This is a genomic window from Comamonas sp. (assembly GCF_036666375.1).
In the GTDB taxonomy this organism is placed as follows: Bacteria; Pseudomonadota; Gammaproteobacteria; order Burkholderiales; family Burkholderiaceae_C; genus Comamonas.
Window position 1 is genome coordinate 30,587 of record NZ_JAVWWA010000009.1, and the last position, 19,597, is coordinate 50,183.

At 66.5% G+C, this 19,597-nt stretch carries 21 protein-coding genes; 8 read left to right on the forward strand and 13 right to left on the reverse strand.

Annotation, left to right across the window (positions count from 1 at the left end; translation table 11 throughout):
* A partial coding sequence (locus RR928_RS03600) for an aspartate/glutamate racemase family protein (RefSeq protein ID WP_332549700.1) occupies window positions 1–272 on the forward strand: 272 nt, incomplete at its 5' end.
* 56 nt (window positions 273–328) lie between these two features.
* On the opposite strand, the gene RR928_RS03605 is transcribed toward RR928_RS03600, so the two are convergent.
* From RR928_RS03605 to RR928_RS03615, 3 genes are all read right to left on the reverse strand, one after another.
* Window positions 329–1,162 carry a MurR/RpiR family transcriptional regulator gene (locus RR928_RS03605; protein ID WP_332535016.1) on the reverse strand — a complete coding sequence of 278 codons (834 nt, stop codon included), beginning with the start codon at window positions 1,160–1,162 and terminating at the stop codon, window positions 329–331.
* 19 nt (window positions 1,163–1,181) lie between these two features.
* Window positions 1,182–3,173, reverse strand: a complete 1,992-nt coding sequence (gene mutL / locus RR928_RS03610; protein WP_332535015.1) for a DNA mismatch repair endonuclease MutL — start codon at window positions 3,171–3,173, stop codon at window positions 1,182–1,184.
* A gap of 84 nt (window positions 3,174–3,257) precedes the next feature.
* Window positions 3,258–3,497 (reverse strand): glycine zipper 2TM domain-containing protein, encoded by a 240-nt coding sequence (locus RR928_RS03615; RefSeq protein ID WP_332535013.1) that lies wholly within the window; start codon window positions 3,495–3,497, stop codon window positions 3,258–3,260.
* Between the two features lie 308 nt (window positions 3,498–3,805).
* On the opposite strand from RR928_RS03615, the gene RR928_RS03620 reads away from it, so the two are divergent.
* Window positions 3,806–4,462, forward strand: coding sequence for a DedA family protein (locus RR928_RS03620; RefSeq protein ID WP_332535045.1), 657 nt, complete (start codon window positions 3,806–3,808; stop codon window positions 4,460–4,462).
* A gap of 64 nt (window positions 4,463–4,526) precedes the next feature.
* Here RR928_RS03620 and RR928_RS03625 read toward each other — a convergent pair whose 3' ends face one another.
* The 3 genes from RR928_RS03625 to tsaE all read right to left on the reverse strand — a co-directional run bounded on the left by RR928_RS03625 (window position 4,527) and on the right by tsaE (window position 6,899).
* Window positions 4,527–4,745, reverse strand: a complete 219-nt coding sequence (locus RR928_RS03625; protein ID WP_332535012.1) for a glycine zipper domain-containing protein — start codon at window positions 4,743–4,745, stop codon at window positions 4,527–4,529.
* Window positions 4,746–4,902: 157 nt separating this feature from the next.
* Window positions 4,903–6,378, reverse strand: coding sequence for an N-acetylmuramoyl-L-alanine amidase (locus RR928_RS03630; RefSeq protein WP_332549702.1), 1,476 nt, complete (start codon window positions 6,376–6,378; stop codon window positions 4,903–4,905).
* Window positions 6,375–6,899, reverse strand: a complete 525-nt coding sequence (gene tsaE / locus RR928_RS03635) for a tRNA (adenosine(37)-N6)-threonylcarbamoyltransferase complex ATPase subunit type 1 TsaE (protein WP_332535008.1) — start codon at window positions 6,897–6,899, stop codon at window positions 6,375–6,377. Before tsaE ends, RR928_RS03630 begins: the two co-directional genes overlap by 4 nt.
* 12 nt (window positions 6,900–6,911) lie before the next feature.
* Here tsaE and queG point away from each other — a divergent pair, with 12 nt between their 5' ends.
* The 4 genes from queG to RR928_RS03655 all read left to right on the forward strand — a co-directional run bounded on the left by queG (window position 6,912) and on the right by RR928_RS03655 (window position 11,230).
* Window positions 6,912–7,973, forward strand: a complete 1,062-nt coding sequence (gene queG / locus RR928_RS03640; protein ID WP_332681533.1) for a tRNA epoxyqueuosine(34) reductase QueG — start codon at window positions 6,912–6,914, stop codon at window positions 7,971–7,973.
* A 110-nt stretch (window positions 7,974–8,083) separates the two neighbouring features.
* Entirely contained in the window at window positions 8,084–9,049 is a 966-nt protein-coding gene (locus RR928_RS03645) for a tripartite tricarboxylate transporter substrate binding protein BugE (RefSeq protein ID WP_332535005.1), read from the forward strand.
* Between the two features lie 146 nt (window positions 9,050–9,195).
* The gene (xerD, locus tag RR928_RS03650; RefSeq protein WP_332535004.1) at window positions 9,196–10,101 is read left to right on the forward strand and encodes a site-specific tyrosine recombinase XerD; all 906 of its coding nucleotides are present in this window, start codon (window positions 9,196–9,198) and stop codon (window positions 10,099–10,101) included.
* A 148-nt stretch (window positions 10,102–10,249) separates the two neighbouring features.
* Window positions 10,250–11,230 (forward strand): Bug family tripartite tricarboxylate transporter substrate binding protein, encoded by a 981-nt coding sequence (locus RR928_RS03655; protein WP_332535002.1) that lies wholly within the window; start codon window positions 10,250–10,252, stop codon window positions 11,228–11,230.
* 176 nt (window positions 11,231–11,406) lie between these two features.
* On the opposite strand, the gene RR928_RS03660 is transcribed toward RR928_RS03655, so the two are convergent.
* From RR928_RS03660 to RR928_RS03670, 3 genes are all read right to left on the reverse strand, one after another.
* On the reverse strand, window positions 11,407–12,684 hold the full coding sequence (locus RR928_RS03660) for an EAL and HDOD domain-containing protein (protein ID WP_332535000.1): 1,278 nt from the start codon (window positions 12,682–12,684) through the stop codon (window positions 11,407–11,409).
* Between the two features lie 59 nt (window positions 12,685–12,743).
* Window positions 12,744–13,991, reverse strand: a complete 1,248-nt coding sequence (locus RR928_RS03665) for an EAL and HDOD domain-containing protein (protein ID WP_332681534.1) — start codon at window positions 13,989–13,991, stop codon at window positions 12,744–12,746.
* A 96-nt stretch (window positions 13,992–14,087) separates the two neighbouring features.
* Window positions 14,088–14,888: a ferritin-like domain-containing protein gene (locus RR928_RS03670; RefSeq protein ID WP_332548074.1), complete on the reverse strand. Its 801-nt coding sequence runs from the start codon at window positions 14,886–14,888 to the stop codon at window positions 14,088–14,090.
* A 43-nt stretch (window positions 14,889–14,931) separates the two neighbouring features.
* On the opposite strand from RR928_RS03670, the gene RR928_RS03675 reads away from it, so the two are divergent.
* Both RR928_RS03675 and hslO read left to right on the forward strand, forming a co-directional pair.
* Window positions 14,932–15,456, forward strand: a complete 525-nt coding sequence (locus RR928_RS03675; protein ID WP_332534995.1) for a gamma carbonic anhydrase family protein — start codon at window positions 14,932–14,934, stop codon at window positions 15,454–15,456.
* A gap of 29 nt (window positions 15,457–15,485) precedes the next feature.
* The gene (gene hslO / locus RR928_RS03680) at window positions 15,486–16,484 is read left to right on the forward strand and encodes an Hsp33 family molecular chaperone HslO (protein ID WP_332534994.1); all 999 of its coding nucleotides are present in this window, start codon (window positions 15,486–15,488) and stop codon (window positions 16,482–16,484) included.
* A gap of 9 nt (window positions 16,485–16,493) precedes the next feature.
* Here the strand turns inward: hslO and RR928_RS03685 are convergent, their stop codons facing one another.
* From RR928_RS03685 to kdsA, 4 genes are all read right to left on the reverse strand, one after another.
* Window positions 16,494–16,982, reverse strand: a complete 489-nt coding sequence (locus RR928_RS03685) for a hypothetical protein (protein WP_332534992.1) — start codon at window positions 16,980–16,982, stop codon at window positions 16,494–16,496.
* 10 nt (window positions 16,983–16,992) lie between these two features.
* Window positions 16,993–17,271, reverse strand: a complete 279-nt coding sequence (locus tag RR928_RS03690; RefSeq protein ID WP_213304313.1) for a septum formation initiator family protein — start codon at window positions 17,269–17,271, stop codon at window positions 16,993–16,995.
* A gap of 90 nt (window positions 17,272–17,361) precedes the next feature.
* Window positions 17,362–18,648, reverse strand: a complete 1,287-nt coding sequence (gene eno, locus RR928_RS03695) for a phosphopyruvate hydratase (RefSeq protein ID WP_332534990.1) — start codon at window positions 18,646–18,648, stop codon at window positions 17,362–17,364.
* An 84-nt stretch (window positions 18,649–18,732) separates the two neighbouring features.
* Window positions 18,733–19,590 (reverse strand): 3-deoxy-8-phosphooctulonate synthase, encoded by an 858-nt coding sequence (gene kdsA / locus RR928_RS03700; RefSeq protein ID WP_213304307.1) that lies wholly within the window; start codon window positions 19,588–19,590, stop codon window positions 18,733–18,735.
* Window positions 19,591–19,597: the final 7 nt, after the last annotated feature.

Below are 19,597 nucleotides of genomic sequence, written 5' to 3' on the forward strand. Positions count from 1 at the left end.
CGGCGCAGTTTTGCGGCACGCGCATTCCGCCGGGACTGCCCCAGGCGCTGGCCGCCGACCCGGCGCTGCTGCGCGAGCGGCTGGCGCAGGCCGTGGCGCAATGCATTTCAGTGGACGGTGCCCAGGCCGTGGTGATAGGCGGCGGGCCGCTGGCCCAGGCGGCCGGGGAGCTCGCGCCACGCTTTGCCCAGCCGGTGATCTCGGCTGTGGACGCGGCCGTGGATGAGGCGCTGGGTCTGCTGGGGCTTCAGGGAGACTGCTTAGACTATTGACTGCCGTTCGCCCTGAGCTTGTCGAAGGGCGTTTCTGGGCGTGGCGTATGCCTGGCCTACAGCTCTTCGAGCCTTTCGTGCCAGGTCTCTATCGCCCCCATGCGCCGGCGCCCGGCCGCGCCCGCGAAGTGCATGGTCTGGCTCGCGATCAGGTGGCACAGCATGGTCAGCGCCATGTGGTTGTCGAGCGGCCCCGGCGCCTGGGTATGGCAGCGCAGCAGCCAGTCGGCGGGCAGTGCCGGGCTCGCATGGTCGGTGATGCACAGCACGCGCGCCCCGGCGCGCTGTGCCTGTTCGGCGAAGCGCTCGACCAGCGGCACGCTGCGGCGCAGCGCGAACACCACCAGCATGTCCTGGTCCGTCAGCGAGCCGCCGTACTCGGCCAGCGTCTCGCCGGGCCCTGGAAGCACCTGCGGCGGCAGGGGCAGCACCTGGGTGAGCTGCCAGCGCAGGTAGGCGGCGAAATTGCGGTTTTGCCGGTAGCCGAGAAAGAACACCTGGCGCGCGTCGAGCAAGGCCCGGGCGACGGTGTCGATCAGCGTCTGCGGAATGCTGGCCAGCGTGGCCGCGAGGTTCTCGTGCGCCTGCTGCAGCTGCAAGGCCATGGCCGTGGCCGTGCCCGAGACCGAAGCCGGCGCCGTGAACAGCGGCGAGCCCGTGCCGCCCTGCAGGCGCGCGTGGCGGCGCGCCTCCTCATAGCTCTCATAGCCCAGGCGCTGCACCAGCCGCGTCACGGTGGCGTTGGACACGCCCGTGAGCTGGGCGATCTCGGAGGCGCTGTAGCTCGAAAGATTGCCCGGAAAGTCGAGCATGAAGTCGGCGAGCCGGCGTTCGGTGGGCGGCAGTTGCGCGAGCGTATCGCGCACGCGGGTGATGAAGGAGTCGGACATCGATGAAAAAGGGTTGGGCTCAGCGGCCGCGCAGGAACAGCGCGTCAAGTTCGCGCATCGACATCTGTCGCCAGGTGGGACGGCCATGGTTGCATTGGTCGGAGCGCTCGGTGACTTCCATCTGCCGCAGCAGGCCGTTCATTTCGTCCAGCGTGAGCTTGCGGTTGGCGCGCACCGCGCCGTGGCAGGCCATGGTGGCGAGAATTTCATTGCGCGCGCGCTGCACCACGGTGCTGGCGTCGTGCTCGCCGAGTTCGCCCAGCACGCTGCGCGCGAGCTCGACCGCGTTGCCTTGCGCCAGCGAGGCGGGCACGGCGCGCACGGCCAGGGTCTTGGGCGAGAACGGTGAAATCTCCAGGCCCAGCTGGCTCAAGGTGTCGGCGTGGGCTTCGGCGGTCGCGACTTCCTGCAAGGTGGCGGCAAACGTCGCGGGAATCAGCAGCGGCTGGCTGGGAATGCGTTCGTCGGCGGTGATCGAGGACTTGAGCCGCTCGTAGACGATGCGCTCGTGCGCCGCATGCATGTCGACCAGCACCAGGCCCTGGGCGTTTTCCGCGAGGATGTAGACGCCATGGATCTGGGCCACGGCCCGGCCCAGCGGCCAGTGGTTGGGAGTGTCGGCGGCGGCCGGCGCGGGCTGGGCCACTTCTTCGGCGGCCGCCGCGGCAAGCTCTGCCGATCGTGCAGGCATTGGCGCCAGGTTGGAAGGCTCAGCTGCTGCGGCGGCTGCGGGCAGCGGTGGAAACTCCGAAGCCGCAGGCAGTTCGGCGGGCGGCGCGGGCGCGCGCATCGGCGCCCACAGCGCGCCCATGTCGCTCACGCGCTGGCCCGGCAGCGCATTGCCAAACGGCATATGCGTCTGTTGCGGGCGCGGGGCAAGACTGAATGCCGCTGCGGGCGCCGCCGGCGTCGCGGGCGCAACGCCGGCGCTTTCAGCAGCGGCTGCCGCAGCCGCATCGGCGGCGGCCTGGGCGCGCGGCACGGCCAGCGCATCTTCGATCGCGTGCTTGACGGCCTGGTGGACTTCGCGGCTGTCGCGAAAGCGCACTTCGATCTTGGTCGGGTGCACGTTGACATCGATGCGCGCCGGATCGATGGTGATGTAGAGCGCGTAGATCGGCTGCTTCTGGCCGTGCAGCACATCCTCGTAGGCGCTGCGCGCGGCGTGCGTGATCACCTTGTCGCGCACGAAGCGGCCGTTGACATAGCAATACTGGTGGTCCGGGCGCGAGCGCGCGGCATCGGGCACGCCCGCGCGGCCGGTCACGCGGATGGCGCCGCCCTCGCGGTCCACGGCCACCGACTGGCTGACGAAGTCTTCGCCCAGCACATCGGCCAGCCGGCGCGCCAGCGCTTGCGCGGGGTCGGCCACGTTGACCGCGCGCCACTGCTCGACCAGCTTGCCTTCGTGCCAGATGGCAAAGCCGACTTCGGGGCGCGCCAGTGCATGGCGGCGCACGGCCTCGACGCAATGCGCGAGTTCGGTGGCGTCGGTCTTGAGAAACTTGCGGCGCGCGGGCGTGGAGAAGAACAGTTCCTTGATCTCGACGCTGGTGCCCTGATTGCGCGCTGCCGGACGCAGCTCGCCGCTGCGCGCATCAAGCAGGTAGGCGCTGTCCTGGCCCGAGGGGCGCGAAAGAATGGAGGCTTCGGACACCGAGGCAATGGCGGCCAGCGCCTCGCCGCGAAAGCCCATGGTGACCACGGTCTCGAGATCGTGCAGATCGGCGATCTTGCTGGTCGCATGGCGGCGCAGCGCCACGGGCAATTCCTCGCGCGGAATGCCCGCGCCGTCGTCTTCGACAGTGATCAGCCGCACGCCGCCCGCGAGCAGGCGCACGGTGATCTGCGTGGCGCCGGCGTCGAGCGCGTTGTCGACGAGTTCGCGCACCACCGAAGCAGGACGCTCCACGACTTCACCGGCCGCGATCTGGCTGATGAGTTCATCGGGCAGGTCGCGTATCGGGCGACGGGAAGAAATGTCGGTGGAGGAGGAAATAGAAGCGTTCACCCACCGGATTCTAGGGGTTCGCCGCGTGGGACGGTGGCCGGTTGGCGCGCGCCATTGGCGCGCGCAGGGGCAGGCCGTGAACTATCAGCGGCGGCGGCCGCGTCCGTCCTTGCTCAGTTCATTGCCGATCAGCGCGCCGGCAGCCGCGCCGCCGACCGTGCCCAGCGTCGAGCCGAACAGCGCGCTGCCCGCGACGCCGCCGACCACGGCACCCGCGCCCGTGCCGATCTGCGAACGGCTGGGGCCGTGGGCACAGCCGGCCATGGAGAGAATTGCCAGGGATGTCAGGCCGGCGCAGGTGATTTTCTTGAGGGTATTTGTCATGGAGTGGCTCCGGTAATTGTGTAGAACGAGCGGTGCCGTATGCACCATGGACTCGACTGTGCCAGCCGTTTGTAAAGTCCAGGGCCTCGTTGGCAGCCTAATTTGCAAAGAAGCGTAGAACTGTGCTGAAGTTGTAACTCCTGTCAGCGCAAACCGCGCGTCCGGCGTTGGGGCTGCCTTTTCCCACAAAAAATGGCGCGCAGCCGTCCCGGGCCATTGCTGGCTGGCGCTACAGTGGCGTGTTCCCCGGCGCTGGCCGGCTGCTTCTGGTTTTTGAAAGCATTGTTTTGGAAATCTTTTCGTTTTTTATCGACGCTGCGGCGTTCCTGATGGATTTCATCTTGAACATCGACAAGCACCTCGAAGCGTTTGTCGTCACCTACGGACCCTGGGTCTACGCGCTGATCTTCGCCATCGTTTTTGTCGAGACCGGCGTGGTGGTGATGCCGTTCCTGCCCGGCGATTCGCTGCTGTTCATCATAGGCGCGCTCTGCGGCATAGGCCTGATGGACTATCGGCTGGCCTGTGGCGTGCTGCTGGTCGCGGCCATTTTGGGAGACCAATGCAATTACCAGATAGGGCGCACGTTGGGCCCCAAGGTGTTCCAGTGGGAAAACTCGCGCTGGTTCAACCGCAAGGCCTTCGATCAGGCGCATGCGTTCTATGAACGCTACGGCGGCATCACCATCGTGCTGGCGCGCTTCATGCCTTTCATTCGCACGTTCGCGCCTTTCGTGGCCGGCGTGGCGCAGATGGACAGACGCAAGTTCACGGCGTTCAACGTGGGCGGCGCGCTGCTGTGGGTCGGCAGCCTGGTGACCGCGGGCTATCTGTTCGGCAACCTGCCCTGGGTGCGCGAGAACCTCGAGAAAATCATCTGGGGACTGATCCTGGTGCCGGGACTGATTGCCATTTTTGGCGCCTGGCGCGCGGGCCGCAAGGACAAGGCGCAGACCCTGTCCTGAACGAAAAAAAGCCAGCAGACGCTGGCTTTTTTTTGTGCGCGCCGCATTCCACGGCGCGGCACGATCAGCGGCGCTGGTCGCTGCGCTTGCCGACCTCATTGCCGATCAGCGCGCCGGCGGCCGCGCCGCCCACGGTGCCCAGCGTGCCGCCCAGCACGGCATCACCCACCACGCCACCGGCGACAGCGCCTACGCCCGTGCCCAACTGGGCATTGTTGGCGCAGCCGCCAAGGGTCAGTGCAGCGGCGGTTGCGGCTGCCAGGAAAAGAGTGCGAGTATTCATGGTCATTCCTTTTCGTGCGGCAAGATGCCGGAAGAAGACCCGTAGCGGGTCTTGGTTCCAAGCATGCCCCCTGCGAGCAGTTCGCAGTGCGGGCCTTGTCCGGCAGCGGGTGTAGGACGAGGCCGGACCAGGGCCGCGCCGCCGCCGAAAGAGACGTTCAGACGGCTCTGCTGCGCGCCAGCGGCGGGTTCTTCGCGAAGTAGCCGCGTATGCCGCGCATCAGTGCATCGGCCAGCTGGTTCTGGTAGGCCGCGCTGCGCAGCTTGGCTTCCTCGCCGGGATTGCTGATGAAGGCGGTCTCGACCAGCACGCTGGGAATGTCGGGCGCCTTGAGCACGGCAAAACCGGCCTGCTCCACGCGCGGCTTGTGCAGCTTGGCAAAGCCGCCGATCTCGCCGAGCAGCGCGCTGCCCAGCTTGAGGCTGTCGTTGATCTGCGCCGTGGTGCTCATGTCGAGCAGCATGCGCTGCACCTGCCGGTCCTGCGAGCCGACATTCAGGCCGCCGACCAGATCGGCCTGGTTTTCCTTGTTCGCCAGCCAGCGCGCGGCGGTGCTCGATGCGCCGCTCTGGCTCAGCGCGAACACGCTGGCGCCGCTGGCCGCGGGCGTGGTGAACGCATCGGCGTGGATGCTGACGAACAGATCGGCCTGCACGCGCCGGGCTTTTTCGACGCGCGTGCCCAGCGGAACGAAATAGTCGCCGTCGCGCGTGAGAAAGGCGCGCATGGGGCTGCCGTTGATTTCCGAGCCGTTGATGCGGTCGCGCAGCAGATGCGCGACCTTGAGCACCACGTCCTTTTCGCGCGTGCCGCCCGGGCCTATCGCGCCCGGGTCTTCGCCACCGTGACCGGGGTCGAGCGCAACGATGATGATGCGATCGGTCTGGCGCGCCGTGGCCACCGAAGGCCGCGCGGGAGCGGGGGCGGGGACCGGCGTGCGCGCCGGGCGCGGCGGCGGCGGCGGCGCCTGGGCAATCACCGTGGGCGGCAAGGGCGCGACCGCGGCTGGCGGGGCGCCGGCAGGCGCGGCAGACTCCGGCCCCTGGCTGTGCTTGGCGATCAGGTCGCCCAGCAGATCCGGGGCGGCTGCGGCAGGGGCGGGCGCCGCAGCGGCCGCAGCGGCGGCGACGGCCGTGGGCGTGCCCGGGCCGGCGTCGCGCAGGCGCTCGGTGATCAGTGCCTCAAGCGGGTCGACGGCTTTTTCAGGGTACAGATCGAACACCAGCCGGTGCTTGTAGGCCGCGACGGGCGCGAGCGTGAACACCTGGGGGACGGCCTTCTGCTTGAGGTCTATCACCAGCCGCACGACATTCGGCGAGTTCTGGCCGACGCGGATGGAGGCGATGTTCGGATCATCGGGGCGCACCTTGGCCACGAGTTCGCGCAATGCGGGATTGAGGTCTATGCCTTCGATGTCGACGGCCAGGCGCGGCGGCGACGGAATGAAAAACTGCTTGGCCACCAGCGGCGTGTCGGATTCGAGCGTGACGCGCGAGTATTCGGGCGCAGGCCAGACGCGCACCGCCATGATGCTGGCACCGCGCGCGATCTGCTGCGTCCCCAACAGCAGGGCCAGCGTGCCGGCCTGCAGCAGGCTGCGCCGGGAAGGGGAAGGAGGAAGAACGTCGTTCATTCGGGCCAGTGTGCAAGCAGCTCGCTGCCGGCAGGTGTGTGGGCCACCAGCGTCACGCTGCGCTGCGTTTCGTCGATTGCTTCAATATGAATAGCTACATCAGCAGGCGGCGTCATGGCTGCTGCTTTTTCCGGCCATTCTGCCAGCTTGAGGCCGGGGCTGGCGAAAATGTCGCGAAAACCCGCGTCTTCCCATTCGCGCGGGTCTTCGAGGCGGTAGAAGTCGAAGTGCCAGATGGACAGGCCGGGCACTTCATGCGGCTCGACCACGGCATAGGTCGGGCTCTTGATGCGGCCTTGCACGCCGAGCGCGCGCAGCAGGTGGCGCACCAGCGTGGTCTTGCCCGCGCCCAGGTCGCCGTGCAGGGTCAGGTAGGCATTGTGCAGGCCCGGCCATTGCGCGAGCCGGGCCGCGAAGCGCGCGGTGTCGTCTTCGGCCAGCCACTGCAACCGGCGGGTCGCCGGCAGGTGGGGCTTTTGTTCGCTTCCTACAATCGCAGGGGTATGGTGTGCAGCAGTCAACTCTTTCCTTTGATGCAAGGCTGGGCCCGTGGGCTGGGATTTTCCCAAATCGGGGTCGCGGGCGTGGATTTGTCCTCATCCGAGCCTGGGTTGATCCAATGGCTGGCCCAAGGGTTCCATGGCGATATGCATTACATGCAGGCCCATGGGCTCAAGCGTGCGCGTCCGGCCGAACTCGTGCCCGGCACGGTGAGCGTGATCACGGTGCGCATGGACTATCTGCCGCGCGACACCCCCCAGGACTGGCAGGCGGTCGAATGGTCGCGCCTCGAACGTCCGGGCGAAGCCATCGTTTCCGTCTATGCCCGTGGACGTGATTATCACAAGGTGTTGCGCGCGCGTCTGCAAAAGCTCTGCGATCTGATTGCCGCCGAAGTCGGTCCGTTCGGCCACCGCGTGTTCACCGACTCCGCTCCCGTGCTCGAAGCCGAACTCGCGCGGCGCAGCGGCCAGGGCTGGCGCGGCAAGCACACGCTGGTGCTCAACCGCGAAGCCGGCTCGATGTTCTTTCTCGGCGAGATCTATGTCGATCTGGCGCTGGAGCCGACCGCGCCGGTCACGGCCCATTGCGGCAGCTGCCAGGCCTGCAGCGATGCCTGCCCCACGGGGGCCATCGTCGGGCCGCAGCGCGTGGACGCGCGCCGCTGCATTTCCTATCTGACGATAGAGCACGCGGGCGCGATTCCCGAGGAGCTGCGCCCCGCCATGGGCAACCGCATCTACGGCTGCGACGACTGCCAGCTGGCCTGCCCCTGGAACAAGTTTGCCCAGCGCAGCAGCCTGCCCGATTTCGATGCGCGCGCCGGCCTGGTGGGCGCTCAATTGGTGCAGCTGTTTGCCTGGGACGAAGCGACTTTCTTGCGCTGCACCGAAGGCAGCCCGATACGCCGCATCGGTCACTCGCGCTGGCTGCGCAATATCGCCGTGGCGCTGGGCAACGCCTGGCGCGAGACCGGCGACAGCGCCGCGCAACAGGCCTTGCTCAGCCGCAGCGAGCATCCCGATGCGCTGGTGCGCGAGCATGTGCAATGGGCTTTGGCGCAGCGCGAGATGGAAACTGCCGGCGCACGCTAGTGGTGCAAATCCTAGGGTAAACACCCATGAATTAATGCCTGCAGGCGCTTTGCCGATCGGGGTCCTACCCTTAGGATTCCTAAGTCTAAAAACCCTAAAAGGTGACTTTTATGTCTCAACGCAATCGCTGGCTCGGCCTTACCCTGGCACTCGCGAGTTCGGTTGTCATGGCCCAGGCCTACCCAACGAAGCCCATCAAACTGCTGGTTCCCTTTGCGGCCGGCGGCACCACCGACATCATTGCGCGCGTGATTGCCGACCCGCTGGGCAAGGAACTGGGCCAGGTCGTCGTGGTCGACAACCGCGGCGGTGGCGGCGGTGCGATCGGTGCGCTCGAGACCGCGCGTCAGAAGCCCGATGGCTACAACCTGGGCATTGCCACGCTGTCGAGCATGGCCACCAACCCGGCCATCAACCCCAAGACGCCTTACGACCCGATCAAGGACTTCACGCCCATCATCAACATTGCGGCCACGCCCAATGTGATCGCGGTCAACCCCAAGTTCCCCGCAACGGACTACAAGTCGTTCGAAGCCCTGCTCAAGAAGAACCCCGGCAAGTACTCGTACGGTTCGTCGGGCACGGGCGGCGTGCAGCACATGCTGATGGAGCTGTACAAGAGCCTGACGCAGATCGACATGGTCCACGTGCCTTACCGCGGCGCGGGCCCGGCGCTCAATGACGCCGTTGCCGGTCAGATCCCCATGGTGCTCGACAACCTGCCTTCGGCCCTGCCCTTCATCAAGGACAAGCGCCTGATCGCGATTGCCGTGGCCGCTCCGCAGCGCCTGGCCGTTCTGCCCGACGTGCCGACCTTCAAGGAAGTCGGCCTCGAGCAGGTCAACCGCATGGCGTTCTACGGCATTCTGGGCCCCAAGAACATGCCCAAGGAACTGGTCGACAAGATCAATGCCGCGACGCGCAAGGTGCTGCAGGACCCCGCAGTGCGCAAGCGCATCGAGGACACCGGCTCGCTGGTCGTCGCCAACTCGCCCGAAGAGTTCGCTGCCGAACTCAAGAACGAACTGGCCGTCTACAAGGACGTGGTTGCCAAGCAGAAGCTGACGCTCGACTGAGCGTGCGCTTGGGGCTGTCGCCGGGCGCGACGGCCGACGCCATCAAGACCCGCAGCATCGGCCCCGCGCCGGCGCTGCGGGTTTTTCGCATGCGGCTTACGGTGTAGGCTTGGCGCATGCCGACTCCCTTGCCTTCATCCTCAGCGATGCCCCCCCTGCCCGAAAGCCAGTCGGCCATCGATGCCTTTGTCGATGCGCTGTTTCTCGAGGATGGGCTGGCGCGCAACACGCTGGCCGCCTACCGGCGTGATCTGACGCTTTATTCCCAATGGCTGGCGCAACTGCCCGAGCCGCTGGCGCTCGACGCCACGCAGGAGCCTGAACTGCAGGCCTACTTTGCCGCGCGCGTCGAGCAGACCAAGGCGACCAGCGCCAACCGCCGGCTCACGGTGCTGCGGCGCTACTTCCACTGGGCGCTGCGCGAAAAGCGCGTGGCCGCCGATCCCACGGTGCGCCTGCTGGCCGCGCGCCAGCCGCCGCGCCTGCCGCATACGTTGACCCAGGCCCAGGTCGAGGCGCTGCTCAACGCGCCCGACGCTGCCACGCCGCTGGGCCTGCGCGACCGCAGCATGCTGGAGCTGATGTATGCCAGCGGCCTGCGCGTGAGCGAGCTCGTGGGCCTGCAGAACCACCAGGTGGATCTGCGCGCGGGCGTGGTGCGCGTCACGGGCAAGGGCCAGCGCGAGCGCCTGGTGCCGTTCGGCGACGAGGCCGCGTGGTGGCTGCAACGTTTTCTGCAGGAAGGGCGCCAGGCCATCCTGGGCGGCCAGCACAGCGACGACCTGTTCGTGACCCAGCGCGGCAGCGGCATGTCGCGCGTGATGTTCTGGCTGCTGGTGAAGAAGTACGCGCAGCAGGCGGGCATCACCGCGCCGCTGTCGCCGCACACGCTGCGCCATGCGTTCGCGACCCATCTGCTCAACCACGGCGCCGACCTGCGCGTGGTGCAGATGCTGCTGGGCCATGTAGACATTTCGACCACCACGATCTATACCCATGTGGCGCGCGAACGCCTCAAGAAGCTGCATGCCGAGCACCATCCGCGCGGCTAGATCAGGGTTTGAATGGATGGTTTGCGTTGCGGTTTTGTGACAGTGATTAGCGTTGCTTACGTGGCCTAAGGCAAAATGCAGGCCTTGCGCCGCGACCGGCCTGTGCGGTCGCGCCTGCCTTCCCCTACATCTTGATTTCGGAGTGGTAATGACAAATTCCTTGCGTCGCAGCTGGCTCGCCGCCGGTGCGCTGGCCGTGCTGCCCATGATGGCCTGGGCCCAGCCCCAGAGCTGGCCTGCGCGTCCCGTGCGCGTGGTGGTGTCCTATCCCGCGGGTGGCGTGAGCGACGTGGTCGCGCGCGCGCTGGGCGACAAGCTCACGGCGCAGCTGGGCCAGCCCATCGTGGTCGAGAACAAGGCCGGCGCCGGCGGCGCCATCGGCCTGGACCAGGTCGCCAAGGCCCAGCCCGACGGCTATACGCTGGGCTTCTCGGCGATCAGCCCGCTGGCGCTGAGCCCGCACCTGGGCAAGCTGCCTTTCGATCCCGCCAAGGACCTGGTGCCCGTGGCCAGCGTGATGTACTCGCCCGTGCTGCTGCTCGCGACCAAGCGCAGCACGGCCAAGGATTTCGGCCAGCTGATCGATCAGGCCAGGAAGGACCCGGGCAGCATTCGCTGGGCCACGGCCGGCCTGGCTTCGCTGGGCCACATCATGCTCGAGCAGATCGCCTATTCGGCCAAGGCCCAGATCACCCATATCCCCTACAAGGGCGGCGGCCAGCAGCTCAACGACGGCCTGAGCGCGCAGTTCGAGGTGCTGTCGACCAATGCCGGCCCGGCCGTGCTGCAGCACATCAAGGCCGGCTCGTTCCACCCGCTGGCCGTGGGCGCGCCCAAGCGCCTGGCGTCGCTGCCGAACGTGCCCACGCTGGGCGAGCTGGGCTACCCTGCGGCCAACCTGTCGTCGCTGTTCGGCGTGTTCGCGCCGGCCGGCACGCCTGCGGCCATCGTCGAGCGGCTCAACACCGAAATCAACAAGGCGCTGGCCAGTCCCGACCTGCAGGCCAAGCTGACGGCGACCGACAACGTGTCCACCGGCGGCAAGGCCGCCGAGTTCGCGCGCCAGATCGCCGAAGAGTCGCAAGCCAATGCGCGCATCATCCGCGCGGCCAACATCAAGCTCGACTGAGCATTGCGCGCTGCGCAAAAAGGCCGGCTGTCCTCACGGGCAGCCGGCCTTTTTTTGCGAGAGCGTCGGGTGAGACAGCGCGGCATCCGCAAAAAGCGAATCGAGCCGCCGCCGGGCCGCCCCTAGGCGGCGAGGGCCCCAGCGCAGCTGCGCGAAGCGCGCAAGCGTGGGGGCAATTATTCCGCGTCCAGGTTTTCTGCCCAGGCCAGCGCCTGCAGGTGGGCCCAGTTGACCTGGTGGTTGGTCAGATGCAAGGCGTTGGCATTGCGCGCGAAAGTGGCGTCGTCGCCGCTTTCGCAGGCCTTGGTCAGTTCGAGGAAAGGCGCGAACACGCCCGTGCCGTGCAGCAGCGCATCGATCACGGGCTGGGGCAGGGCCACCGATTCCAGCGCCTTGTTCAGCGGCACGCCCAGCATCACGTCGAGCAGCGAGAACACGCCGACGACAAATGCGTTGTCGGATTCCTCGGGCGGCAGCAGCTCGGCGGTGAGCAGTTCCATCAGCCGCCCGCGCACCACGGCCGTCTGGCCCACGGCCGGTGACGAGCCGCCGCCGCGCGAGGTGGTCATCAGCAGCGCGGCCCAGCGAAACAGCTTCTTGATGCCCAGGATCATCACCGCATGGCGGAACGAGGTGATCTCGCACGACAGCCCGAAGCCCGAGGAGTTGATGAAGCGCAGCAGATTGAAGGACAGCGTCGGGTCCTTCTTCAGCAGGTCTTCGATCTCGGCGGTACCGGCCTGCTGGCGCAACAGGTTGATCAGCTGCAGGATGGTGGCCTGCGACGGGCGTATGGTTTGGGCGCGCACCAGGTCGGGCTTGGCAAACCAGTAGCCCTGGAAATAATGCACGCCGAGCTCGCGCATGTGCTCGAACTGCTCGGCGGTCTCGACTTTTTCGGCGACGATCTTGGCGTTGGAATAGGTGCGTGCGAAGTTCACCAGCGACTGCGCATCCTTGAGCGCGAACGACTGCAGGTCGAGCTTGATGAACGAGGCCATGGGCAGCCAGCTCGAATAGGCGCGGCGCAGCAGGTTCTGGTTGAACGCCAGGCGGAAACCGCGTTCGCGCAGCGCATTGAAGATGCTCAGCCGGGCTTCGATCTCGGCCTGGGTCGCCCCTTCGTCGAGCGTGGGCACTTCGAGCACGACCTTGTCGGGATGGATCAGCTCAAGGTGGCCGCCGGCAAGACTCTCCTGGGTGCAGTTGATGAACACCAGTTTCTGGCCGACCAGCGCTTCGGCACCCGCATATGACAGCGCGTTGAACAGCAGCGCGGCATCGCTCGCGGCGGTATGGGCATCGCGCGCGGTCGAGCGGTCGAACAGCTCGTAGCCGTAGACCTCGCGTTTCTCATTCACGATGGCCTGCCTGGCGATGACGGCCAGATTGTCATCATCGACGCCTTGGGGCAAGGCGGGCGAGGCAAGGGCACCGGGGGCAATGAAACTCATTGTTGGATTATGAAGGCAACTGCGTCGAGGGCGTGTGCATTGGATGGATAGGGGGCATGTTACAGCGGATCGGTCAGATGATCGGTCCAGGCAAGGGCCTGCAGGTGGGCGCCGTTGATCTGCGTGCTGTTGAGTTCGAGGCTGCGCGCGGCATGGTCGAAGGCTTCGTCGTCGCTGGACTCGCAGGCCTTGGCCAGCGTCAGCAGCATGGCCAGCTGGCCTTCGCCCTGCAGCAGCGCCGCGGACACGGCTTCGGGCAGGTTGATCAGCGCCAGTGCGGGCGCCAACTGCAGCGGCAGCATCGCATCGAGCAGCGAGAACAGGCCGGTCACGAACGCCTGGTCGGCCACCTCCGCACCCATGTTTGCCTCGAGCGCCAGCAGCTCCATGAGCCGGCCACGGACCACGGCGGTCTGGCAGATGGCCGGTGGCGGGCCGCCATCCCGCGTGGCCGTGAACAGCAGCGCGGCCCAGCGAAACAGCTTGCGCAGGCCGAGAATCATCACCGCTTCGCGGAACGAGTTGACTTCACGGCGCAGACCGAAGCCCGCCGAGTTGATCAGCCGCATCAGGTTGAACGCCAGCCCTGCATCTTTCTTCAGCACTTCTTCGATGGCTTCGGTGGTGGCCTGGGTGCGCAACAGGTTGATCAGTTCGATGATGTGGGCCTGGGCCGGCGGCAGCAGCTGGGTGTGCACTTCCGACGGCCGCGCGAACAGATAGCCCTGGAACAGCTCCACGCCGTGGCGGCTCGCGGTCTCATAGTGCTGCTGGGTTTCGACTTTCTCGGCAATCAGCTGGGCCTGGGTGTTGCGGCGCGCGTACTGGACCAGCACCGCGAGCTGATCGAGCGCCAATGCCGACAGGTCGAGCTTGATGTAGTCGGCCAGCTGCAGCCAGGGCGCATAGGCGGAGTCGAGCACGCTGTGGCTGAACGCCAGGCGAAAGCCCTGGGCGCGCAGCTCGGCCAGGATGGGCAGGCGCGCGGTCACCTCGTCGCTGGCCGCATGCCCCAGCGGTGGAATCTCGAGCACCATCTGCGCCGGATTGAGCAGGTCCAGGTGACCTCCTGCAAGGCTTTCGTGCGTGCAGTTGACGAACAGCAGCTTGGTGCCCACGATGTCTTCGGTGCCCACATGCGACAGCGCGGTGAACACCAGCAGCACATCGGATGCGGCGGTGTGCACGGAAGCACCGCGCGAGCGGTTGAACAATTCGTAGCCGACCACCTGCCTGAGGTGGTTGACTATGCACTGCCGGGCAATCAGGGGCGGGGCGGAGGCGGGGACAGTGGTCGAAGGAGTCATGGGTCGCAATCTAACAAGGCGAATCAGGGCATTTGCCCGAGCGCATTGATTGTAGGAACAAGTTTCGCGCCTGGGGGGCCTCAATGCGTGCGGCGTTCAGCTTTGTTCCAGCCAGCGCAGTTCGTTTTCGCTGAAGCCGGCAGCGCGCCGGGCCTGGGTGTTGAAAGGCGGGCGCAGGCGCGGTGCCTCGTAGCGGCGCATCAGCTCGATGAAATGCGCTTCGGGCTCGAGGCCGTCGCGCGCGCAAAGCCAGCGGTACCAGTGGTTGCCTATCGCCACATGGCCGACTTCCTCGCGCAGGATCACGTCGAGGATCTCGACTGCGGCCAGCGCGTCGGGCGTGCCCACCTGGCGCAGCTTGGCCTGGATCTGCGGCGTCGCGTCCAGCCCGCGCGCTTCCATGGTGCGCGGCACCAGCGCCATGCGCGCGACGATGTCGTCCTGGGTCTTCTCGCACATGGTCCATTGGCCCTGGTGGGCGGGAAAGTCGCCATAGTCGTGGCCCTGGGCGCGCAGGTGGGTGCGCAGCAGGTTGAAATGCTTGGCTTCCTCGGCCGCGACCTGCAGCCAGTCGCGGTAGAACGCCTGGGGCATGCCCGGGAAACGCCAGATTGCGTCCAGCGCGAGGTTGATGGCGTTGTACTCGATATGCGCGATCGCGTGGATCAGCACCGCGCGGCCATGGGGCGTGGCCGGCGAGCGCCGCGCCATTTCCGTGTGCACGCGCAGCTCGGGGCGTTCGGGATGGCCGGGCAGCGTGGCGCCGGGCGCGGGCACAAGTTCCGCGGCCGGATCTATTGAAAAATCCTGCTGCGCATACATATGCAGCGTCTGGCGGGCTTTGTGCTCGGGGTCGGCAAGGCATAAAGCCTCAAGGGCGTGGTGACGTAACTCCATCCCTACAATTCTAGGTTTTACATAACAAACGGAGACAAACCCGATGGCGATTTATGAACTCGAAGGCCGTGCGCCGCAAATGGCTGCCTCGGCCTGGGTCGCTGACAGCGCCCAGGTGATTGGCGATGTGGTGCTGGGCGAGGACGTGAGCATCTGGTTTGGCAGCGTGCTGCGTGGCGATACGGCGAACCTGCACATTGGCGCGGGCAGCAATATCCAGGATGGCAGCGTGCTGCACGCCGATCCGGGCCAGCCGCTGGTCGTGGGCGAGCGCGTCACGGTGGGCCACCAGGTCATGCTGCATGGCTGCACCATTGGCGACGAGTCGCTGATCGGCATCGGGGCGGTGATTCTCAATGGCGCGAAGATCGGCAAGAATTGCCTGGTCGGCGCCGGCGCGCTGGTCACCGAAGGCAAGGAATTTCCCGACGGCTCGATGATCATCGGCAGCCCCGCCAAGGCGGTGCGCGAGCTGAGTCCCGAGCAGATCGACGGGCTGCGCAAGAGTGCGCAGCATTACATTGACAACGCGCGCCGCTACAAGAGCGGCTTGCGCAAGCTCGGCTGAAAACCGGGCATTTTTCCAGGAACTCCTGCGTGTCTGAACTCCATAAATTCCTTTTCGATGGCCTGCCCGTGCGCGGAATGATCGTGCGCCTGACCGATGCCTGGACCGAAATCCTCGCGCGCCGCGCGGGCAACAGCGACACCGGCGCCTATGCGCCGCCGGTGCAGGCGCTGCTCGGCGAAATGGCGGCCGCTGGCGTGCTGATGCAGTCGAACATCAAGTTCAATGGGGCGCTGGTCATGCAGGTGTTCGGCGACGGCCCGGTGAAGCTCGCCGTGACCGAGGTCCAGCCGGACCTGAGCGTGCGCGCCACGGCAACGGTGCGCAGCGACCGTCCCGTGGCCGACGACGCCCATCTTGCCGATCTGCTCAATGTGGCGGGCGGCGCGCGCTGCGCGATCACGCTGGACCCCAAGGACCGCCAGCCCGGCCAGCAGCCCTACCAGGGCGTGGTGCCGCTGGAAGACGCCAACGGCCGGCGCTTCGAGCGCCTGTCGGAGGCGCTGCAGTTCTACATGCTGCAGTCGGAACAGCTCGACACGGTGCTGGTGCTGGCCGCCAACGACCAGGTCGCCGCGGGCCTGCTGATCCAGCGCATGCCGGTCAAGGGCGAAGCCAACCTCGCGGCCGCGACCGAGAGCGCGGAGTCGGGTCTGGACCAGAACGGCCTGAACGAAGAGTACAACCGCATCGCCACGCTGGCCTCCAGCCTCACGCGCGAAGAGCTGCTGACGCTGGACGTCGACACCATCTTGCGCCGGCTGTTCTGGGAAGAGAAGCTGGTGCGCTTCGCGCCCCAGGAAGGCGATACCGCGCCGCGTTTTGCCTGCAACTGCAGCCGCGAACGCGTGGCCGGCATGCTGCGCACGCTGGGCCTGGACGAGATCGAAAGCATCGTGCAGGAACGCGGCCAGATCGAGGTCGGCTGCGAGTATTGCGGCCAGCAGTACCGCTTCGACCCCATTGATGCCGCGACGCTGTTCACGGGCGTCGAAAAGCAGCCCCCGAGCTCGGAAGCGGTGCAATAAGCCGCAGCATCATCCGGCGGCGTGCCGGGTAAACAAGCGCCTTTCGCAATCCGGATCGCTGCACTGCTCGCACATGGGGCGCAGCCGCTGGGCGGCCTGGCCGGGCCGGTGGCGCGCCGTGGCCTCGCAGGGCGCGACCGCGTCAATGGCCTGCAGCGCCTGCGACAGCCGCTGCTGCGGCGTAGTGCCATAGACCACGCGAAACACCAGGCCGGCGCGCGCGAGCCGGGCGCGCAGCGCTGCGTCTTCGTGCTGCTGGCGCGCCTGCAGCGGCGGCGGGCAGTCGAGATCGAGCCCGCACAGCAGCCAGCATTGCAGCGGCTGCGAGGAAAGTGGGGGAGTGGGTTCGCCCAGCCAGGCCAGGCTGGCGTTCAGCACGCTGCAATGCGGCAGCGCCAGCGCCAGATCGGCGCACAGCGCTTGTGCGCCGCTGTGGCAGGCGCCCAGCACATGCACCAGGCAGCCGGCGGGCGCGGCGGCAAGGGAGTCTGGCGCCATGGAATGCAGGTCAGCGGTGCGTGACCTGCACGAAGATTTCATTGGGCTTGAGCATGCCCAGTTCGCTGCGGGCCTTGGCCTCGACCATTTCAAGACCGTTCTTGAGGTCGTTGACCTCGACCTGCAGACGCTCGTTGTCCTGGCGCACCAGGGCGTTCGCGGCGTTCTGTCCGTCGATCTGCTCGCGCAGCTCCTGCACATAGGCCACGCTGCCATGGCCCAGCCACAGCTGCGCATGGACGGCGGCGAGAAGCACCAGCAAAACCAGCGGAACGATGCGATTGACCATGGAGATAGTGTCGGTAGCGGGGTGCGGGAAACAGTGGCGGTGAAGAAGCCCTGGCCTCTTCACCGTGGGCTGCGCCCAGCCCCTGCCTTTTTAACGCAGGTTGTAGAAAGCGTCGCGGCCGGGGTAGACGGCGATTTCGCCCAGGTCTTCCTCGATGCGCAGCAGCTGGTTGTACTTGGCCATGCGATCCGAGCGCGACAGCGAGCCGGTCTTGATCTGGCCGGCATTGGTGCCCACGGCGATATCGGCAATCGTCGAGTCCTCGGTCTCGCCCGAACGGTGCGAGATCACGGCCGTGTAGCCCGCGCGCTTGGCCATTTCAATGGCGGCGAAGGTCTCGGTCAGCGTGCCGATCTGGTTGATCTTGATCAGGATGGAGTTGGCGATCTTCTTGTCGATGCCTTCCTTGAGGATCTTGGTGTTGGTGACGAACAGGTCGTCGCCCACCAGCTGCACCTTGGAGGCCAGGCGGTCGGTGAGGATCTTCCAGCCGTCCCAGTCGCCTTCGGCCATGCCGTCTTCGATCGAGATGATGGGGTACTTGTCGCACCAGCCGGCCAGCATGTCGGTCCACTGCGTGGCCGTCAGCGTCATGTTGCCTTCGCCGGCCAGCACATACATGCCGTCCTTGTAGAACTCGCTGGCGGCGCAGTCCAGGCCCAGGGCGATCTGTTCGCCGGCCTTGTAGCCCGCGGCCTCGATCGCGTCGAGGATCAGCTGGATCGCGGCTTCGTGGTTTTCCACGGAAGGCGCGAAACCGCCTTCGTCGCCCACGGCCGTGCTCATGCCCTTGTCATGGATGATCTTCTTCAGGGCGTGGAACACTTCTGCGCCCCAGCGCACGGCTTCGCGGAACGTGGGTGCGCCCACGGGAATGATCATCAGCTCTTGCAGGTCGAGCGAGTTGTTGGCGTGCGCGCCGCCGTTGATGACGTTCATCATGGGCACGGGCAGCTGCATGCCGCCCATGCCGCCGAGGTAGCGGTACAGCGGCAGGCCGGCTTCTTCGGCCGCGGCGCGGGCCACGGCCATCGACACGGCCAGCATGGCATTGGCGCCCAGGCGGCCCTTGTTGTCGGTGCCGTCGAGGTCGATCAAGGTCTTGTCGAGGAAGGCCTGTTCGGAGGCGTCCAGGCCCAGCACGGCTTCCGAGATTTCGGTGTTGATGTGTTCCACGGCCTTGAGCACGCCCTTGCCCAGGTAGCGGCTCTTGTCGCCGTCACGCAACTCGATGGCTTCGCGCGAACCGGTGGACGCGCCCGACGGCACGGCCGCACGGCCCATCACGCCCGATTCCAGCAGCACATCGCATTCGACGGTAGGGTTGCCGCGGCTGTCCAGCACTTCGCGGCCAACGATATCAACAATCGCACTCATGATTTTCCTTTGAAGGTTTTTTGAATCAGGTCATCCAGCCACGAAGCGGGGCAGGGCCCCGGCCGCTGGAATCAGGCAGGGGTCTCAGGCGCCAAACTGGTTTTCGAGGAAACCGTTGCGCTTGGTCACGTCGTCGAGCGCCACCAGCGTTTCGAGCAGCGCGCGCATGTGCTTGAGCGGCACGGCGTTCGGGCCGTCGGACAGCGCGTTGCAGGGATCGGGGTGGGTTTCCATGAACAGGCCGGAAACGCCCACCGCCACGGCCGCGCGCGACAGCACCGGCACCATCTCGCGCATGCCGCCGCTGGTCTCGCCGTTGCCGCCGGGCAGCTGCACGCTGTGCGTGGCGTCAAACACCACCGGGGCGTTGGTCTCGCGCATGATGGCCAGCGAACGCATGTCGCTGACCAGGTTGTTGTAGCCGAAACTCGCGCCGCGCTCGCAGGCGGTGAACGAATCCTCGGGCAGGCCGACCTCGAGCGCCGCGGCGCGCGCCTTGGCGATGACATGCTTCATGTCGTGCGGGGCCAGGAACTGGCCCTTCTTGATGTTCACCGGCTTGCCCGACTGGGCGACCGCGCGGATGAAATCCGTCTGGCGGCACAGGAAGGCCGGCGTCTGCAGCATGTCGACGATGCTGGCCACATAGGGCACTTCCTCGACCGTGTGCACATCGGTCAGGATGGGAACGTTGAGTTCCTTGCGCACCTTGGCGAGGATCTCCAGGCCTTTTTCCATGCCCGGGCCGCGAAAGCTCGCGCCCGAGGAACGGTTGGCTTTGTCGAAGCTGCTCTTGAAAATGAAGTTGATGCCCAGGCTCGAGGTGATTTCCTTGAGCTGGCCGGCCACGTCCATCTGCAGCTGCTCGGACTCGACCACGCAAGGTCCGGCAATGAGGAAAAAGCGCTGGTCCAGACCGATGTCAAAGCCGCAGAGTTTCATGGGAGTT

Coding starts and splice junctions, on each gene's coding strand:
- RR928_RS03605 (WP_332535016.1), bottom strand. CDS start 1,162: ATGTCCGACTCCTTCATCACCCGCGTGCGCGATACGCTCGCGCAACTG.
- RR928_RS03615 (WP_332535013.1), bottom strand. CDS start 3,497: ATGACAAATACCCTCAAGAAAATCACCTGCGCCGGCCTGACATCCCTG.
- RR928_RS03625 (WP_332535012.1), bottom strand. CDS start 4,745: ATGAATACTCGCACTCTTTTCCTGGCAGCCGCAACCGCCGCTGCACTG.
- RR928_RS03630 (WP_332549702.1), bottom strand. CDS start 6,378: ATGAACGACGTTCTTCCTCCTTCCCCTTCCCGGCGCAGCCTGCTGCAG.
- queG (WP_332681533.1), top strand. CDS start 6,912: ATGCAAGGCTGGGCCCGTGGGCTGGGATTTTCCCAAATCGGGGTCGCG.
- RR928_RS03645 (WP_332535005.1), top strand. CDS start 8,084: ATGTCTCAACGCAATCGCTGGCTCGGCCTTACCCTGGCACTCGCGAGT.
- xerD (WP_332535004.1), top strand. CDS start 9,196: ATGCCCCCCCTGCCCGAAAGCCAGTCGGCCATCGATGCCTTTGTCGAT.
- RR928_RS03655 (WP_332535002.1), top strand. CDS start 10,250: ATGACAAATTCCTTGCGTCGCAGCTGGCTCGCCGCCGGTGCGCTGGCC.
- RR928_RS03660 (WP_332535000.1), bottom strand. CDS start 12,684: ATGAGTTTCATTGCCCCCGGTGCCCTTGCCTCGCCCGCCTTGCCCCAA.
- RR928_RS03665 (WP_332681534.1), bottom strand. CDS start 13,991: ATGACTCCTTCGACCACTGTCCCCGCCTCCGCCCCGCCCCTGATTGCC.
- RR928_RS03670 (WP_332548074.1), bottom strand. CDS start 14,888: ATGGAGTTACGTCACCACGCCCTTGAGGCTTTATGCCTTGCCGACCCC.
- RR928_RS03675 (WP_332534995.1), top strand. CDS start 14,932: ATGGCGATTTATGAACTCGAAGGCCGTGCGCCGCAAATGGCTGCCTCG.
- RR928_RS03685 (WP_332534992.1), bottom strand. CDS start 16,982: ATGGCGCCAGACTCCCTTGCCGCCGCGCCCGCCGGCTGCCTGGTGCAT.
- RR928_RS03690 (WP_213304313.1), bottom strand. CDS start 17,271: ATGGTCAATCGCATCGTTCCGCTGGTTTTGCTGGTGCTTCTCGCCGCC.
- eno (WP_332534990.1), bottom strand. CDS start 18,648: ATGAGTGCGATTGTTGATATCGTTGGCCGCGAAGTGCTGGACAGCCGC.
- kdsA (WP_213304307.1), bottom strand. CDS start 19,590: ATGAAACTCTGCGGCTTTGACATCGGTCTGGACCAGCGCTTTTTCCTC.